The sequence below is a fragment of the Halalkalibacter alkaliphilus genome, from assembly GCF_023555415.1.
Lineage (GTDB): Bacteria > Bacillota > Bacilli > Bacillales > Bacillaceae_D > Halalkalibacter > Halalkalibacter alkaliphilus.
Map to the genome: position 1 here is coordinate 1 of NZ_JAKRYL010000048.1, position 17102 is coordinate 17102.

13 protein-coding genes are annotated in these 17102 nt (G+C 37.2%); 12 read left to right on the plus strand and 1 reads right to left on the minus strand.

What is annotated here, in order from left to right:
* The 6 genes from MF646_RS22785 to MF646_RS22810 form a co-directional block, all read left to right on the plus strand.
* On the plus strand, positions 1 to 705 hold a 705-nt coding region (locus MF646_RS22785), incomplete at its 5' end, for a DUF3502 domain-containing protein (protein ID WP_250098787.1).
* A 217-nt stretch (positions 706 to 922) separates the two neighbouring features.
* Complete coding sequence (locus MF646_RS22790; protein WP_250098788.1) at positions 923 to 1942, plus strand: LacI family DNA-binding transcriptional regulator; 1020 nt, start codon at positions 923 to 925, stop codon at positions 1940 to 1942.
* Positions 1943 to 2162: 220 nt separating this feature from the next.
* Positions 2163 to 3284, plus strand: a complete 1122-nt coding sequence (locus MF646_RS22795; RefSeq protein WP_250098789.1) for a Gfo/Idh/MocA family protein — start codon at positions 2163 to 2165, stop codon at positions 3282 to 3284.
* A gap of 82 nt (positions 3285 to 3366) precedes the next feature.
* Entirely contained in the window at positions 3367 to 4272 is a 906-nt protein-coding gene (locus tag MF646_RS22800) for a sugar phosphate isomerase/epimerase family protein (RefSeq protein ID WP_250098790.1), read from the plus strand.
* Positions 4273 to 4643: 371 nt separating this feature from the next.
* Positions 4644 to 5612: an ROK family glucokinase gene (locus tag MF646_RS22805; RefSeq protein WP_250098791.1), complete on the plus strand. Its 969-nt coding sequence runs from the start codon at positions 4644 to 4646 to the stop codon at positions 5610 to 5612.
* 187 nt (positions 5613 to 5799) lie between these two features.
* Complete coding sequence (locus MF646_RS22810) at positions 5800 to 6774, plus strand: aldo/keto reductase (RefSeq protein ID WP_250098792.1); 975 nt, start codon at positions 5800 to 5802, stop codon at positions 6772 to 6774.
* 211 nt (positions 6775 to 6985) lie between these two features.
* Here MF646_RS22810 and MF646_RS22815 read toward each other — a convergent pair whose 3' ends face one another.
* Positions 6986 to 7867 (minus strand): LysR family transcriptional regulator, encoded by an 882-nt coding sequence (locus MF646_RS22815; RefSeq protein ID WP_250098793.1) that lies wholly within the window; start codon positions 7865 to 7867, stop codon positions 6986 to 6988.
* 277 nt (positions 7868 to 8144) lie between these two features.
* Between MF646_RS22815 and MF646_RS22820 the strand changes: the two genes are divergently transcribed.
* The 6 genes from MF646_RS22820 to MF646_RS22845 all read left to right on the plus strand — a co-directional run bounded on the left by MF646_RS22820 (position 8145) and on the right by MF646_RS22845 (position 16319).
* The gene (locus MF646_RS22820) at positions 8145 to 8834 is read left to right on the plus strand and encodes a CoA transferase subunit A (protein WP_250098794.1); all 690 of its coding nucleotides are present in this window, start codon (positions 8145 to 8147) and stop codon (positions 8832 to 8834) included.
* Positions 8835 to 8860: 26 nt separating this feature from the next.
* Entirely contained in the window at positions 8861 to 9523 is a 663-nt protein-coding gene (locus tag MF646_RS22825; RefSeq protein ID WP_250098795.1) for a CoA transferase subunit B, read from the plus strand.
* 459 nt (positions 9524 to 9982) lie between these two features.
* Positions 9983 to 11008: an inositol 2-dehydrogenase gene (iolG, locus tag MF646_RS22830; protein WP_250098796.1), complete on the plus strand. Its 1026-nt coding sequence runs from the start codon at positions 9983 to 9985 to the stop codon at positions 11006 to 11008.
* A 211-nt stretch (positions 11009 to 11219) separates the two neighbouring features.
* The gene (locus MF646_RS22835; protein WP_250098797.1) at positions 11220 to 12950 is read left to right on the plus strand and encodes a solute:sodium symporter family transporter; all 1731 of its coding nucleotides are present in this window, start codon (positions 11220 to 11222) and stop codon (positions 12948 to 12950) included.
* 190 nt (positions 12951 to 13140) lie between these two features.
* A complete protein-coding gene (locus MF646_RS22840) occupies positions 13141 to 14583 on the plus strand; it encodes a glycoside hydrolase family 1 protein (RefSeq protein ID WP_250098798.1) in 1443 nt (480 codons plus the stop codon).
* Between the two features lie 332 nt (positions 14584 to 14915).
* Complete coding sequence (locus tag MF646_RS22845) at positions 14916 to 16319, plus strand: MFS transporter (RefSeq protein WP_250098799.1); 1404 nt, start codon at positions 14916 to 14918, stop codon at positions 16317 to 16319.
* Positions 16320 to 17102 lie beyond the last annotated feature (783 nt).

Consider the following 17102-nt stretch of genomic DNA (forward strand, 5'->3'; position numbering starts at 1 on the left):
GTTATGTCTGAAATTGCGACAAATACACAACCTGTTGGAACATTATACAGATCAGGGATTGGAGTTGGACATTTAAGTCCGGTTCGACCGGGAACAGCAGGTACAGTTTCTAGACAAGCTGGAATGGACATGGTTGGTATTCCTATTTTAGAATCTGCTACACACGCTCACCATCCTACTGGGTCTATGTGGGCTATTCCTAGAAATAATACGAAACACCCAGAAAAGGCAATGGAATTTTTAAACCTCATGTTTGTCAATGAAGAGTTAGTGAATTTGTTTAATTGGGGTATCGAAGGAGAACATTATGTTAAAGGTGCAGACAATGTAATATCTTACCCAGACGGTATTGATGCATCGAATACTGGTTATAATGTGAATACGCCACATCTTTGGGGGAATTCCTTCTTAACTTATGTGATGGACGACGAAGATCCTAATCTATGGAATGATTTGCAAGAATTTAATGAAAATGCACATCAATCTAATGCCGTTGGTTTTATCTTCGATCCTTCGCCAGTTGACACAGAGTTAACAGCACTAACAAATGTAAGAAATGAATTTGTTGTTGGACTAGAGAGCGGTGCTGTAGATCCTGAAAGAGCATTACCAGAATTTATTCAGAGATTAAAAGATGCTGGCATAGATAAGTATATGGAAGAAAAACAAAGACAGTTAGATGAATGGGCTGAAAACCATCAATAATTATAGAGCCGCCTTGCAATATAGGCGGCTCTATTATTACCTTATTAAATGTAGTTAAAGGATATTAGGTATAATTCAATAAGATTATCTGAATGGTATTTTTATCAATATTTTAAGCAGTTACGGTATTTGCACATAAAATGTAAATATGATAGTATAAAAGTCAGAAAAATCACGAAGATTTTTCATCTTTTTCAGTAAAGGAGGTGTGGAAGGTATGGCGACTATAGTGGATGTAGCTAAAAAAGCAGGTGTATCTGTTGCAACAGTTTCACGTGTTTTAAATAGTAATTATATTGTAACGAAAGAAAAAAGAGATAAAGTACTAAAAGCTATGAATGAGCTTGGATACGTACCTAAACAACATGCGCGTAATGATAAGAATGATGAAAAGAAAGTAATTGTCATATATACTTCTGCAGTTATTGACGAAGTGATAGCAGGCGTACAAGAACAAGCAAAACAATTAGGTTATGAGGTTGTAATTAAATATAGTGTTGATCAAAGTCATAACTCACATCCGTGGGGATTCCTAAAGAAAGAGCAATTAGCTGGTGTTATTATACTGAATATGTTACTTAGCGAAGAAGAGTTGCTAGACCTAACGGAGAATGTTCCTTTCGTTCAATGTGGTCAATATGCACCAATTACGAACACATTTGCTGTTACTGTAGATGATACTTATGCAGGCTACGATGTAGTCAACCACTTAATCCAATTAGGGAAAAAGAAAATTGCATTTATTGGTCTTGGTAAAGAGGGAATGGATCATGTAACGCCTAACTATTCAAAAGAACGATATATTGGTTATCGTAGAGCGATAGAGGAGAGTCAAATACAGTTTGAACCAGAATTTGTTAAATATGGTGATTATAGTTACGAAAGCGGAGTAGATATAGCAAAAGAATTTCTTCGTATGAAAAGCTCAATAGATGCAGTATTTTGCGTGAATGATAATTTGGCGCTTGCCTGTATTAACACGTTCAAAGAAGCTGGTTTTCGGATCCCAGAAGACATAGCCGTTTGTGGTTTTGATAATCAGGAAATTACTGAAATGTCTAATCCGAAAGCGACAACTGTAGAACAACCTTTTTTTGAGATCGGGTTTGAATCTATGAAAATGCTCGAAGGTATGATAAAAGGGGAAAGTTCAACAGGAAGACGATTGCTGCTTGAGCATAAACTGATAGAACGTGAATCAACATTAGGTATTACAAATGATATAAAATCTACATAAAAACCTAGTAAGAGTTGCCATTCAGGAAACTCTTACTAGGTTTTTTTGCGCTGTAATTAGCAAGATGTAAGTTGTTTAATGAAAATAAATCATTTACTTAAAAATAATGGTTTACAATCAGTAAATCCATATGATATATTATTGTTGTAAATGAATTTAGAATATTCACAAAAGAAAATCTAACAGTAGTTCATAAATTTACTACTAGGAGGAATTTGATATGGCGAAGAAATTACGTATTGGAATCATCGGTTGTGGAGGGATTGCAAATCAAAAACATTTACCGTCGCTTGCAGAATTATCAGACTTATCTGAAGTTGTTGGATTTTGTGATGTAATAGTAGAAAGGGCAATTGAAGCAAAAGAAAAATATGGATCAGACGATTCAAAAATTTACAGTGATTATCACGAATTATTAAAAGATGAATCAATTGATGTTGTTTACATACTAACACCAAATAACTCGCATTGTCCTATTACAGTAGCTGCATTTGAAGCTGGCAAACATGTGCTGTGTGAAAAGCCAATGGCGGCAACGAGTGAAGATGCGAAAAAGATGTTAGATGCTTGGAAAAAATCAGGTAAGAAATTTACAATTGGATACCAAAATCGATTAAGACGCGAAGTGCAAACATTAAGAAAGGCGTGCGATGAAGATGCATTAGGTGAAATTTATTTTGCGAAAGCACATGCTGTTCGTCGTAAAGCTGTTCCAACTTGGGGCGTATTCCAAGATAAAGAAGCTCAAGGTGGTGGGCCATTAATTGATATTGGTACTCATGCGTTAGACTTAACATTATGGATGATGGGGAATTATAAACCCGTTTCAGTTACAGGATCGGTGTTCCATAAAATGGCTGATCAAGTGGATGGAAATCTGTTTGGACCGTGGGATCCAAATACATTCGAAGTAGAGGATTCAGCATTTGGTTTCATCAAAATGGAAAATGGGGCAACGATTTTCTTAGAATCATCATGGGTGTTGAATACGACTGACGCAAAAGAAGCAGCTACGACATTATGTGGAACGAAAGCTGGTGCAGAAATTATTCATGGAATGGGCAAACCTGGCCGATTGGTTATTAATAAATCTGAATACGGAGAGCTAGTAACGCAAGAGCCAACAACTATTGGAGGAGTTGACTTCTTTGATGCTTCGGCAGCTGGCGTCGGTGTTCAAGAATCAAAGCAATGGTTAAAGGCTATTATCAATGATACAGACCCATTAGTAAAGCCTGAAGAAGCATTTGTTGTTACTCAAATTCTTGAAGCTATTTATAAAGCGGCTGAAACAGGTGAAACAATTCAATTAAATACTGACGAAGCTGTCACATTGTCATAAAAAAGTATATCCCCTAAATTAAAATTCATTTTTAATTAGGGGATTAATTATAACGTTATTTTAGATAGAAAGGAAGATTTATATGTTACTAGGTTTTAATACAGCTATTCTTGAAGAATGTACCTTTGAAGAGGTGATAGATTTTGCATCAGTGAATCATTTTAAATGTGTAGAATTGTGTGCTTGGCCAAAAGGTAAGGCGGTAAGAAAGTATGCGGGAGTTACCCATCTTGATGTGGATAACTACGATGTGAATTATGTGAAAGAATACATAGCAAGAAAAGGGATTGCAATTTCTTCACTTGCTTATTATCCGAATGCGTTAGATTCTGATCAAGAAAAAAGCAGTGTGTACGTTGAACACTTATACAAACTTATTAGAACAGCAAAAGAATTAGATGTACCTTTAGTCAACACATTTATTGGTCGAGATCAGTCGAAAACCGTTGAAGAAAACTTAGAGTTAATGAAAACAATTTGGATACCGATTGTCAACTATGCAGAAGAGTTGGGTGTGAAAATTGGGATTGAAAATTGCCCAATGCTATTTACATCAGACGAATGGCCAGGAGGTCAAAATTTAATGACGACGCCTGCAATTTTTAGACGTGTTTTTGAAATGATTCCGAACGAGAATTTTGGTTTGAATTTTGACCCTTCTCATTTTGTATGGCAGCAAATGGATTATATTAAACCGCTTTATGAGTTCAAAGATCGTATTTTCCATATTCATTTTAAAGATATTAAAGTTTATGATGACCGACTAAATGATGTAGGAATTATGGCAACACCACTTGAATACATTGCCCCTAAATTACCAGGACTAGGCGATGTAAATTGGGCTAAATATGTCTCCGCATTAACAGATATTAATTATAAAGGGTATGCCGTGATTGAAGTAGAGGACAAGGCTTTTGAAGACTCGTTGGAATCTAAAAAAGATTCTATTAAAATTAGTAAGAATTATTTAAGCCAGTTTTTCGCTTAATTGTAATAAATGATGTCAGTTTAAAGAAAAGCTCTTTAAAAGTGAAGGAGAAAACGTCGTTAAAGATGAAATCAGATTTTGTTGATGTTGTTTGCGATCATAGTCGAATATACACGTGCGTAAATGGAGGGAATTTTCATATTCGTTTAGTAATTAACGAGGACATTATGGGGAAGTGAGTATCCCATATGATGAAATATTACCTTTAATTCAAAACTCTGATTTTGACTAACATGTCTGAATACGAAGCGTCAGTAAATGCCATTGAAATAACAAAGCGATTTTTACAGATGGAGAGAAAGTTGCTAGCAATATAATAATAGAAGGATACGGGTGGAGTCACCTGTGTTCTTTTCTAGGTGGAGGATAATATGAATAAATTAATTGGTGTTGACTTAGGAGGCACAACAGTAAAGTTTGCAATACTAACAGAGGAGGGAGAGATAGAACAAAAGTGGAGCATAAATACTGATACTCAAAATAATGGGGAGAATATTGTTCCAAATATTATTGAATCAATTAATAAGCACATAGCTTTATATGGATTATCTCATAGTGATATTTTAGGAATAGGGATGGGGTCCCCTGGATCAGTTGATCGCCATAATGGAACTGTTATCGGAGCATATAATTTAAATTGGAGTACTTTACAACCTGTAAAGGAGCAAATAGAAGCTGGGACCAGTATACACTTTTCTATTGATAATGATGCTAATGTAGCAGCTTTAGGAGAACGCTGGAAAGGTGCAGGTGCGGGGGGGACTGATGTCGCATTTATTACTCTTGGGACAGGTGTTGGCGGAGGAATTGTTACAGCAGGAAATTTAATTCATGGAGTGGCCGGATCAGCAGGGGAAATTGGTCATATTATCGTTAATCCTGATGGATATCAATGCACTTGTGGAAATTACGGTTGTTTAGAGACAGTGGCAAGCGCAACGGGTATTGTCCGCCTAGCAATAGATGAAAGTAAACATTTTTCCGATCAATCTGAGTTAAAAACGCTTATCGCTAATGAAAAAAAAGTATCCTCAAAAACTGTATTTGACCAAGCGATACAAGGAGATGATTTGGCAATCCATGTAGTTGATAGATTTTATTGTTACTTAGGGTTAGCATGTAGCAACATTGCTAATATCTTAAACCCTGAAACGATTGTTATTGGTGGTGGAGTTTCGGCTGCAGGAGAGGTGTTGATAAAAGGTATAGAAGAATATTTTTGTAAATTTTCATTTCCGCATGTAAGAAATAGTACAAAAATTAAATTGGCTCAATTAGGGAATGACGCTGGTATAGTGGGAGCAGCATCATTAGTTCTACAAAAGGAATTGGTAAAATAAACTTGTAGATATTTAAATACTAAGATGATTGGTCATGCATGGATGCTCCCAGTGTCACAAATTTCTCGTTAAAGTGTGTGATTTAGTGAAATTGATTAGTTGAAATACTAAAATGAAAATATTGCAAAACAAATGATGTAATTAAACTTTCTCATTTTGAAGGGGATCTGTTTTTAGGAGAGATAAAATGACAGAAATGGCACTGGAAAAGCGAAATATCAGTAACAGTAGGCTAGTTCTTGGATGTATGTCGCTTGGTGGTGGTTGGAACCGCAATCGAATTACAAAAGAAGATATGATTAAAGCTGAAAGAGCAATTGATGCCGCCCTTTCTATTGAAATTAACATGTTTGATCATGCTGATATTTATAAATTAGGGAAAGCGGAGGAAGTGTTTGGACAAACTCTTAAAGGTAGACAACACCTGCGCGAACAAATAGTTATCCAAACTAAGTGTGGCCTACGGATAGGTGAAGGCGGGCTAAAGTATTATGATTTTTCGAAGGAACATATTTTGAATGCTGTTGATGGAAGTCTAAAGAGATTGGGAACAGATTATATAGATATTTTACTATTACACCGCCCTGATCCACTAATGGAGGTGGAAGAAGTAGCGGCTGCTTTTGAATATTTGAATAGAACTGGAAAAGTAAAACATTTCGGGGTTTCGAATATGAATAAAGCACAAATAGAGTTATTAAAGCAAGCAGTGTCGCTACCTTTTGTTGCTAATCAAATAGAGCTAAGTCTCAGCCATGTACATTGGGTAGAGGAAGGAATTTATGTTAATCAAGCTTACGGAGCGCAGGTTAATTTCCCTGAAGAACTACTAGCCTATTGTAGGAAGGAACAGATCCAAATCCAAGCTTGGAGCCCTCTAGCCAAAGGCTTATTTTCCGGGAATCTGAAAGGGAAAGAACCACAGCAGGTCCTCCATACGGCTGAATTGGTTCAACGAATGGCGCAAGAAAAAGGGACGACGTGTGAGGCCATTGTTCTTGCTTGGCTAATGAGACATCCGGCCAACATTCAACCTATTATCGGAACGATAAATCCAGAAAGAATCCGTGCTTGTAAAGATGCAGGTGAACAAGCTCGGTCACTAACTCGACAGGAGTGGTACGCACTCTTTAAAAGTGCTAGAGGGAGAGAAATGCCGTAATTGATTATAAGATTAATTGTATGGTGAGATCCATGCCGACACCGACACGAAGTATCGATGACATCCTTTATTACCTATTAAACTATAATTGTATACTCTTAAAAGGTGTGCTTCTTTTTACACTAGGAACATTTATTATAATGAATGAGCGGCTGACTCAAAAGTTAAAATCACTTCGGGTCGGCCTTACTTATGTTAATGATAAATTTCTTTATACTTTAAATTCTTTCGACAGAAACGAAAGCAACGTCCTAACCGCATATGATTGATAGCGCTCCTTCCTCGTAATCACTCCAAGTTCCCACATCGGAGGATCTTGCAATGGTGTGATTTGAATGGCTTTTGGGTCCATCTTTGCATAAATCGATTTAGGTAACAGAGTAATTCCAAGTTTGGCACTTACTAGTTCCGCTATTAAATCCCATTGTGAACTCTCGTAAGCAATATTCGGTTGAAAGCCTGCCTTTTTACAGTGCTCAATAATGAGTTCATGTAAGGCAAACTCCCGGTTAAATAAAATAAAAGTTTCTTCTGCTAGTTGTTTGATGTTGACAGCTTCTTTTTTGGCTAAGGTGTGATCGGTATGAGTATAGAGCATAAATTCTTCTTTAATAAAGGGGAGAATATCGAATTTACTGTTATCTATCGGCAAAACGATGATGCCTACATCGACTTGACCCTCCTCAACTAGATGTTCGATTCGTTTAGCTCCTAACTCGACTAACTCTAGTGTTACGTCTGGATAAGCTTTCCCAAAATTTTTTGCAATGGCAGGGAAAAAGAGGGTACCTATTAATGGCGGAATGCCTATTTTTATCGTTCCAGTTGGTAGATTTATTAAATCATCTAATAAAGTTGTAAGCTCATTTGTAGCTCCTAATATTTTAACTCCTTGTTTGTATACAATCTCACCGGCATCTGTTAATTTCAATTTTCGAGTAGAGCGCTCAAATAACTCAACTTTGAGTTCTGATTCTAATTTTTTTAATGATTTACTTAATGTTGGCTGTGAGATATAAGTATTGGCAGCCGCTTTTGTAAAGCTTCCATAATTAACGACTTCTATAAAATATCGTAAATCTTTCAATTCCAAGACGATTCCCTCATTTATTCTATAATGAAATAAAATTTATTACTTTTATTCATTTTACTCATAAAAGAGATTGTTGTAAACTTATGTTATAGGATATTGGAAAATTCAAAAAATGTTTGAGTGAAGGAGGAACGAGAGAACGCATATAAATAAGGTGATTGTTGTAAGCGTTACCACGTTCCCGTTCGTGAATGAAATTGGAGAAATGGTTTTGTTTCGACGAGGCAAGGTGTCGCTATTATTAATTGAAAGAAACCAATAGGAAGAGGGGAAAAAAATGAAAAAATTATATAGCAGTTTTGAAGAAGCAGTAGCGGAAGTTAAAGACGGCATGACATTAATGGTCGGGGGATTTGGACTTGTTGGAATACCAGAAAACCTCATCAAGGCTGTTCGTGAAACTAATGTAAAAGACTTAACAGTTATTTCAAATAACTGCGGGGTAGATGATTGGGGGCTTGGTCTCCTTTTAAACAATAAGCAAATAAAAAAAATGATTGCCTCTTATGTTGGTGAAAATAAGGAATTTGAAAGGCAAGTGCTTAGTGGCGAATTAGAAGTGCAACTTGTACCTCAAGGATCTTTAGCTGAAAAAATTCGTGCTGGCGGGGCTGGAATTCCAGCGTTTTATACTCCGGCTGGCGTGGGAACACCGATTGCTGAAGGAAGAGAAACTAGAGTATTTGATGGAAAAGAATATTTATTAGAAGAAGCCTTTAAAGCGGATGTTAGTTTAGTTCGAGCATGGAAAGCAGATAAGCTTGGGAATTTAGTTTATAGAAAAACAGCACAAAACTTTAACCCGATGATGGCTGCTGCGGGGAAAGTAACGATTGCTGAAGTAGAAGAAATTGTTGAAGTGGGAGAGTTAGATCCAGACGAAATTCACACTCCAAGTATTTACGTTCAAGGTCTGATTGTCGGAAAACAAGAAAAAAGAATAGAGCGTTTGACGGTGCAAGCGTAAAAACTTTTAAAATTGGAGGAGAAACGATGAGTAAAAATGTAAGAATTCAAATTGCAAAAAGAGCAGAGAAAGAAATACAGGACGGCTTTTACGTTAATCTAGGAATTGGGATGCCAACGATGGTTGCTAATTACATTTCTGAAAACAAAAACATCTTTTTGCAATCAGAAAATGGTTTATTAGGAATTGGACCTTACCCAACCGAGGACAATGTCGACCCAGATTTAATTAATGCAGGAAAAGAAACGGTGACAGCTATTCCAGGAGCTAGCTTTTTTAGCAATGCTGAGTCATTTGCGATGATTAGAGGCGGCCATATTGATTTAGCGATTTTAGGTGGAATGGAAGTGGCTGAAAATGGTGACTTGGCAAACTGGATGATCCCTGGAAAGATGATTAAAGGGATGGGTGGTGCCATGGATTTAGTTCACGGTGCGAAAAAAATTGTTGTGATTATGGAACACGTTAATAAAGCAGGTCAACCGAAAATATTGAAAAAATGCTCTTTGCCATTGACGGGTCAAAGGGTTGTGAATCGAATTATTACCGATCGCGCTGTTATTGATGTGACTGATAACGGGTTAGAGTTAATTGAGGTAGCAGAAGGTTATACAATTGAGGATATTCAAAATTCTACAGAGCCAAATTTGATCATCTCAGATAATGTGAAAATGGGTATGTTTTCATAAAATTTTACAGTTAAGAAACCAACGACCTGAGTCGTTGGTTTCTTGCATGTATGGGAGGTGACAGGAAGCAAAGTGGAGCAAGACCCTTACATCTTGCTTTTAATTAAAAGGTGCTCACAACTGAAATTAGTACGAAACAAAAAATTATACATTTATTTTTTAAAAAAGATTGAACATTTAAAAGTGTTGATATAAAATAACAATTAGGGAAAGCGCTTTACCATTATGGGATAGAAATGAATAGAAGATTATAAGAAAAACGATGAAAAACTAGAATTAGGCAGCTGGGAAAATACATAGTATTTTTACCAAAACTGGAAGTTAAAACAATTTCATAGTAAATATTATAATTTATCCTTGTAAAATGAATTATAAGGTGTTTATAATAGGATAGAAGAAAACGCTTAACTTTTTATGCGTTTTGGGTAAGCGCTTAACTATAGTGGGAGGAATTTAAAAATGAGTAAATTAACGTTAGGAATCATTGGTGCAGGACGAATTGGTAGATTACATGTTGATAATCTAAGATTAGTTCCAGAAATTCGTGTGAAAAGTGTATCAGATGTTGCGATCGATCATCTTCAATCTTGGGCGGAAGAGAAACAGATCGATGTGTTAACAACTGATTATAAAGATTTGTTGAATGACCCTGAAATTGATGCCGTGTTTATTTGTTCTCCAACAACAACACATGCCAATTTGATTAAAGAAGCTGCAGCAGCAGGGAAGCATATTTTCTGTGAGAAACCAGTTAGCTTCTCTGTAGAGGAAACGGAAGAAGCTCTTGCTGAAGTTGAAAAAGCAGGTGTGAAAATCCAGATTGGGTTTAATCGTCGTTTCGATCCGAACTTCCGAAAAGTTCGTTCACTTGTTCAGGACGGTACAATCGGAAATCCGCATATCTTGAAAATTACGTCGCGTGACCCTGAGCCCCCTAATGTTGATTATGTGAAATCGTCTGGTGGACTATTTATGGATATGACGATTCATGATTTTGATATGGCACGGTATTTAATGGGCAGTGAAGTAGTTGAAGTATCGGCTCATGGTACGGTTCTTGTGGATCAAGCAATCGGTGAAGCAGGAGATATTGATACAGCAATTATTACATTGAAGTTTGAGAATGGCGCTTTAGGAGTAATTGACAATAGTCGTCAAGCTGTTTATGGGTATGACCAACGTGTTGAAATCTTTGGAGATAATGGAACAGCTCAAGCTGACAATAACCGTGCAACGAATGTTGAAGTTTCAACAGCCGAAAACGTAACAAAAGATAAGCCATTGTACTTCTTCCTTGAGCGTTACACGCAAGCCTATATTGATGAAGTAACAGAGTTTGCAAAAGCGTGTCTAGAAAACACTGAAATTACTTGCACTGGATTTGATGGCCTTCAAGCAGAACGAATTGCAAAAGCTGCAAAACAATCTCTTGAAACAGGAAAACCAGTTCAGTTGGCTCGGACGTCTCAGAGAGTAGTAAACTAGTAAACGGAAGGAAAGAATCATTGTACCGAATTTTCACATTTTTGTTGTAATCGATTGCAAAAGGATTCATAGGTTATCATTCAAAGAGTAACAGTCAATTAGTATATAAGAGAATGAAAAAAATGTAAAAAGCTAATCTTACATCAAGTTTTTAACTAGAAAATTAAGAGAGCATTAGCGAAATGTTCTCTTAATTGAGGAGGTACTACATATGATTTGGGTAATTGTTTCAACGTTCCTGCTGTATACAGTTTTTGTTATGTGGTTTTCATGGTACAAAACAAGGGGAACGGATCTATCAACAACGGATGGTTATTTTTTAGGTGGCAGAAGTTTAACTGGAATTGTAATCGCTTCATCACTAATTTTAACCAATCTATCAACCGAACAAATTGTTGGACTTAACGGACAGGCATTTGGTGAGGGTATGGCCGTTATGGCGTGGGAAGTAACATCACCACTTGCGTTGATTATTATGGCACTAATCCTATTGCCAAAGTACTTAAAAGCTGGACTCACAACGATTCCAGATTTCCTTGAAAGACGTTATGACTTACGGACAAGACAGATCGCATCTATTTTATTCTTAATCAGTTACGCTGTTGCATTTTTACCAGTAGTTCTTTATTCGGGCGCATTGGTGCTAGATAGTATTTTCTCGTTGACATCTTACACGACCATGAGTCCATTTATGCTCGTACTCATTATCTCGGCAGCCATTGGGATTATTAGCTTAGGTTACATCATCCTTGGGGGCCTTCGAGCTGCTGCAATGAGTGACACAATTAACGGAATCGGTTTAGTTATTGGTGGTTTGCTTATTCCAATTTTAGCTTTAGTTGCCCTGGGAGGTGGAAATTTATCTACTGGTGTTCATGAATTGTTACATGCGAACCCAACAAAATTAAATTCCATCGGTGGTATGACATCATCTGTTCCATGGCCAGTATTAATTACAGGTATGTTATTTAATAACATTTTCTATTGGGCAATGAATCAATCGATTATCCAACGTACGTTTGCTGCGAAAAACTTAGCAGAAGGACAAAAAGGGGTATTATTTGCAGGTTTATTTAAAGTATTTGGTATGACGTTCTTAGTATTACCTGGAATTATTGCGTTCTTGTTATATGGAGATAACTTGAGCAATAATGATGCCGCTTACCCAACGCTAGTTGTTGATGTTCTTCCAATTGCGTTATCAGGGTTTTTGGCTGCTGTGTTATTTGGGGCTATTTTAAGTTCATTTAACAATACGTTAAATAGTGCAATTACATTATTCTCTTTGGATATTTACAAGCCAATCTTTAAACCGCATGCAAAAGATAAAGAACTCGTTAAAGTAGGTCGTATTTTCGCCTTTATGTTAGCGTTTGCGGCAGTTATCGTTGCTCCATTCATTATGTATGCGCCATCAGGTTTATATGCGTATCTACAAGAAATGAACGGCTTCTATAACTTACCAATTATTGCTATGATCCTTGTTGGTTTCTTTAGTAAGAGGGTTCCTGCTTATGCTGGTAAAGTAGTTATTGTCGTTCACATAGTGTTGTACTCTTTATCGAAAGTGTTCTTAGCGGATGTGAACTTCCTATATGTTCTTTCCATTCTACTAGCGGTTGATATTTTCGTCATGCTTGTTCTTGGAAGAATTGATCCTCGTAAGACTCCATTTGTGTTAAATGATGCGAAAAAAGTTGATTTAACACCATGGAAGCATGCGAAGGCTTTCTCAGCAGTTCTTATTGTAATCATGCTTGGGGTATACGCATTCTTCTCACCAATTGGTGTAGCAGAAGCAATGCCAAATGCGTACTCGCCATCTCAGGTTGTCTTCCTTGTTGTCAACTTGGTGATTGTAGGGGCAGTCGCGTGGTTCTGGTATAGAACAAATAAGAAATTGGAAGCAGATGCTGCTGAAGAAGAAAGAAAAATTAGTTAATGATAAGTAATACTGAAAACGGTTTCCTGAAAGTGAACTTTTTAGTTAAATAAAAGAGAAGAGGAGTGGATCTCAAAATGGGGTCCACTCTTTTTGTTCGCCCAGTGCTATGGTGTGTGAATAATTGCCAAATTTAATTTGGACATACTATTGATTGTTTAACTTATCGTTCTAGCGGGAGGATTAAGGAATGAATAATGAACAGACGAAATTTCCTGAAGGTTTTTTATGGGGTGGTGCTACGGCTGCGAACCAGATAGAGGGTGGATTCGATGAAGGCAATAAGGGCTTAAATATTGCTGATGTTCTGCCTGGTGGGAAAGAGCGCCTGAATATATTAATGTCATCTGGTTTTAATTTTGAAATTGATCGCGAAAACTATCGTTACCCAAATCATGAAGCCATTGATTTTTATCATCGCTACAAAGAAGATATCGCATTGTTTGCCGAAATGGGATTTAAAGTATTTCGATTGTCGATTGCATGGACAAGGATTTTTCCTAATGGTGATGAGCAAGAACCAAATGAAGAGGGATTGGCTTTTTACGATAGGGTTTTTGATGAATTGATTTCGTATGAAATTGAGCCGGTCGTCACGATTTCCCACTATGAGATGCCGTTACACTTAGTGAAAGAATACGGCGGCTGGAGAAGTCGCCAAGTTATTAGCTTCTTTGAAAACTATACGAACGTGATTCTAAAACGGTATAAGGATAAAGTGAAATACTGGATGACTTTTAACGAAATCAACGGAGCTTTAAAGATGCCTATCATGAGCATGGGCTTCTCACCTCAAAATGAAGATGATCGTTACCAAGAGACTTTCCAAGCATTTCATTATCAGTTTATTGCGAGTAGCTTAGCTGTAAAAGCCTGCAAAGATATCATTCCAGATGCGAAAATTGGCTGCATGATTCTTTTTGCACCCGTGTATTCTTACGATAGCAATCCAGAAAACGTGATATATGCGTTAAAGGAAGAGGAATTGTTTAACTTTTTCTGTGCAGATGTCCATGTACGTGGAGAGTACCCAGCTTTCATCAAACGTTTCTTTAAGGAAAAAAAGATTAAATTAGACATTCAGGATGGAGATTTGGACATTATCAAAGAAGGTACGGTTGATTATATTGGGTTGAGTTATTATATGTCGCGTACGGATAAAAAAGAAAAAACGCAAGAAGAAAAAGCGCAAGGAAATATTGTCGGCGGAGTGAAAAACCCATTTTTGAAAGCGAGCGATTGGGGATGGGAAATTGATCCTGTTGGTTTACGTATCAGTTTAAATAAGCTTTATTCAAGATATCAGCTGCCGCTATTTGTTGTTGAAAATGGCTTAGGGGCATACGACAAGATAGAGGAAGATGGGTCTATTAACGATGATTATCGGATTGATTACTTGCGTGAACATGTACAAGCGATGGGAGAAGCCGTGGAAGATGGTGTGGAACTCATGGGTTATACAAGCTGGGGCTGTATTGATTTAGTTAGTATGTCAACAGGTGAAATGTCGAAGCGCTATGGGTTTATTTACGTTGACAAAAATGATGACGGAAGTGGAACATTGGAACGTAAGAAGAAAAATTCATTTCATTGGTATAAAAAGGTGATCGAAAGCAATGGAGAGGTTTTGTAGGAGGGAAGAGGGGACGCAGGAAACTGCTTCTGTTGTGAAAAACTGAATATATGAAGGGGGAAGTGGATCCAACGTAGGGTCCGCTTTCCTCATTTAAACAAGTCGGAAGATAAAAGAGTGCTATCATTATTATAAGTGACTGAACATTATCTCAGTTCAATTGTTTCAATTATATACAAAAGGTTCATTCTAGATTACTCAATCTAGATGAACCGGGTAAGAGAAAGAGATGAGCTGAATAATAGATTAATTCTTCGAAACAAGAGTATAATGAATTCGAGATAAAAAAAGGCAAGGGCGAATACGTAAACGGGGAAGGGGAGTGAGAAGATGTGACAACGATTGCTGGGCAAGTGGGGGTAGAAAAGAGTCTGAGTAGATCAGAGAAGAAGAAGCTTATCTTCTTAATTTGTTCGGTGTTATTGTTTTCTGTGATGAATGGAACCATGTTTATGATTGCTGTACCAGATATTGCCTTGTCGTTTTCCCTTTTGCCTTCACAGGTTAGCTGGGTGGTTACGGGTTATATTGTCATTTATGCTATTGGTGCGTTGATGTATGGCAAGTTAGCTGATATCTACCCTTTGAAAAAACTACTAACGATTGGACTTAGCTTCTTTGTGTCAGGGTCGGTTTTAGGTTTTTTTGCACCGAACTTTGAGGTTGTTGTCCTTGCCCGTATCATTCAGGCTGCGGGGGCGTCCTCGATTGTTGCTTTGGTTTTCATTGTGCCTACAAGGTATTTCCAGAAAGAAAGGGGAAAAGTTCTAGGGATTGTTTCAAGCACGATGGCATTTGCTTCTGGAGTGGGGCCGGTGATAGGTGGATTTGTTGCTGGTGTCTTGAACTGGCAGTTTCTCTTCTTGATTTCTGCCCTTGTCATCTTTGCGATTCCGTTTTTCTGGATGTGGATGCCGGAAGAGGAGAAGAGAGAAGGGAAAGTGGATATCTTTGGTGCAGCGTTGATTGCAATAGCGGTTGCTGCATTGATGCTCTTTATAACGTTGTTTAATTGGTGGTTTCTTGTAAGTAGTATCGGATTCTTTGGTTTGTTTGCTGGGAGAACGGTAAGTACTGACAATCCATTTATCCGCCCTGACTTGTTTCGAAACGGACCTTTTAGAACCACCATTATAGCGGGTTTTTTAGCGATCATGACGATGTTTGGCATGATGTTTATGTTGCCATTGATGTTAAGTGAGATTAACGGTTTAAATACGTTATATATCGGGCTAACAATCTTTCCTGCCGCGATGGCGGCTGCTTTTATTGGGAAAGTGGCAGGTATGTTAACTGACAAGTGTGGAGCGAAACAAGTTGTCTATATTGCTTTTGTGCTTATGATTATGGGATTTTTCCTGTTGTCGACATTTATTGGTAGTCCTACTTGGGTGATCGGTGCTGTGGTGATTATAAGTTACATCGCTTTCCCTTTTCTGCAGACGGGAACGGCAACGTTAATTTCAACGGCTCTTCCTAGAAATGAAATAGGGGTTGGGATGGGGATTTACAATTTATTTAATTTTATGTCTGGTGCCATTGGTGGGGCGGTCATTGGGAAAATATTAGATTATGATAGCGGCGTTTTGATAAATCCAATTTCGTTTGCGCAAAGTCATGCCATCATGTATAGCAATGTGTTTATTGGTTTAGCGTTGCTAACAGTTTTGAATGGATTTTACTTTTATTTTGCTTTTAGAAAAATAGTGTGGATTGAAGATAGGAAACCTTTATAAATTGACTGTAAAACAGACACTAATCTTTATTTGAAGGAGGTGTCTCTTTTTGTTGGGATTTGTGTTAAAGTGTCACTTTTTGGACGTTGAAAGTACTGGTACTCCGCGATTATTGCATAGGAAATATATATTGTGATCTAGGGGGATGAGAAGTTGTTTCGGATTGTTTGTGTTTGTTTTTCGTACCGGGTGAAGTGGGGTAAGGGGGAGGGTGTGTGCCTAAGGTGAGTAAATAAGTAAGTTAAAATAGCTTTAGGGGGAAAGGTTTGTTATAGGGGTGTTAAGATGTCACTTAAAGAGTGATGCAAGGGATCTTGGGGGCGAACTTGTAATGCTTATAGAGTATTAGTGTGAGTGTTTTTTAAAAGTATATATTATAGGTAGAAATTGATTTGGTGTTTGATTGTTGTGGTAATAGTAAGAGGATGTAGATTTTTGATTGATCTTCTTGTCGAACTATGATAGATTATTAAATCTAGCAGCAAAAAGTAATTTTAAATTAACTGTTGCGTAGAATTGTAGTTCGTGATATATTATTTCTTGTCGCCACGAACGATTGATTGATTCGGTGGTGATTGCGGATAATAACTTTCGAAAAGTTGTTGCGCGGAACAAGAAGATATGTTAAGATAATAAATGTCGCTGATGAAACAGCGCATAAGAGTTCTTTGAAAACTGAACAAAAGCCAAGCGAATTAAAAGAGATGTAATATCTCGTCAAAGAAATTTTCCCGATAGGGCAAATTTCATCCTTAATTTATTGCATTGCTAGCGTAATGCGAA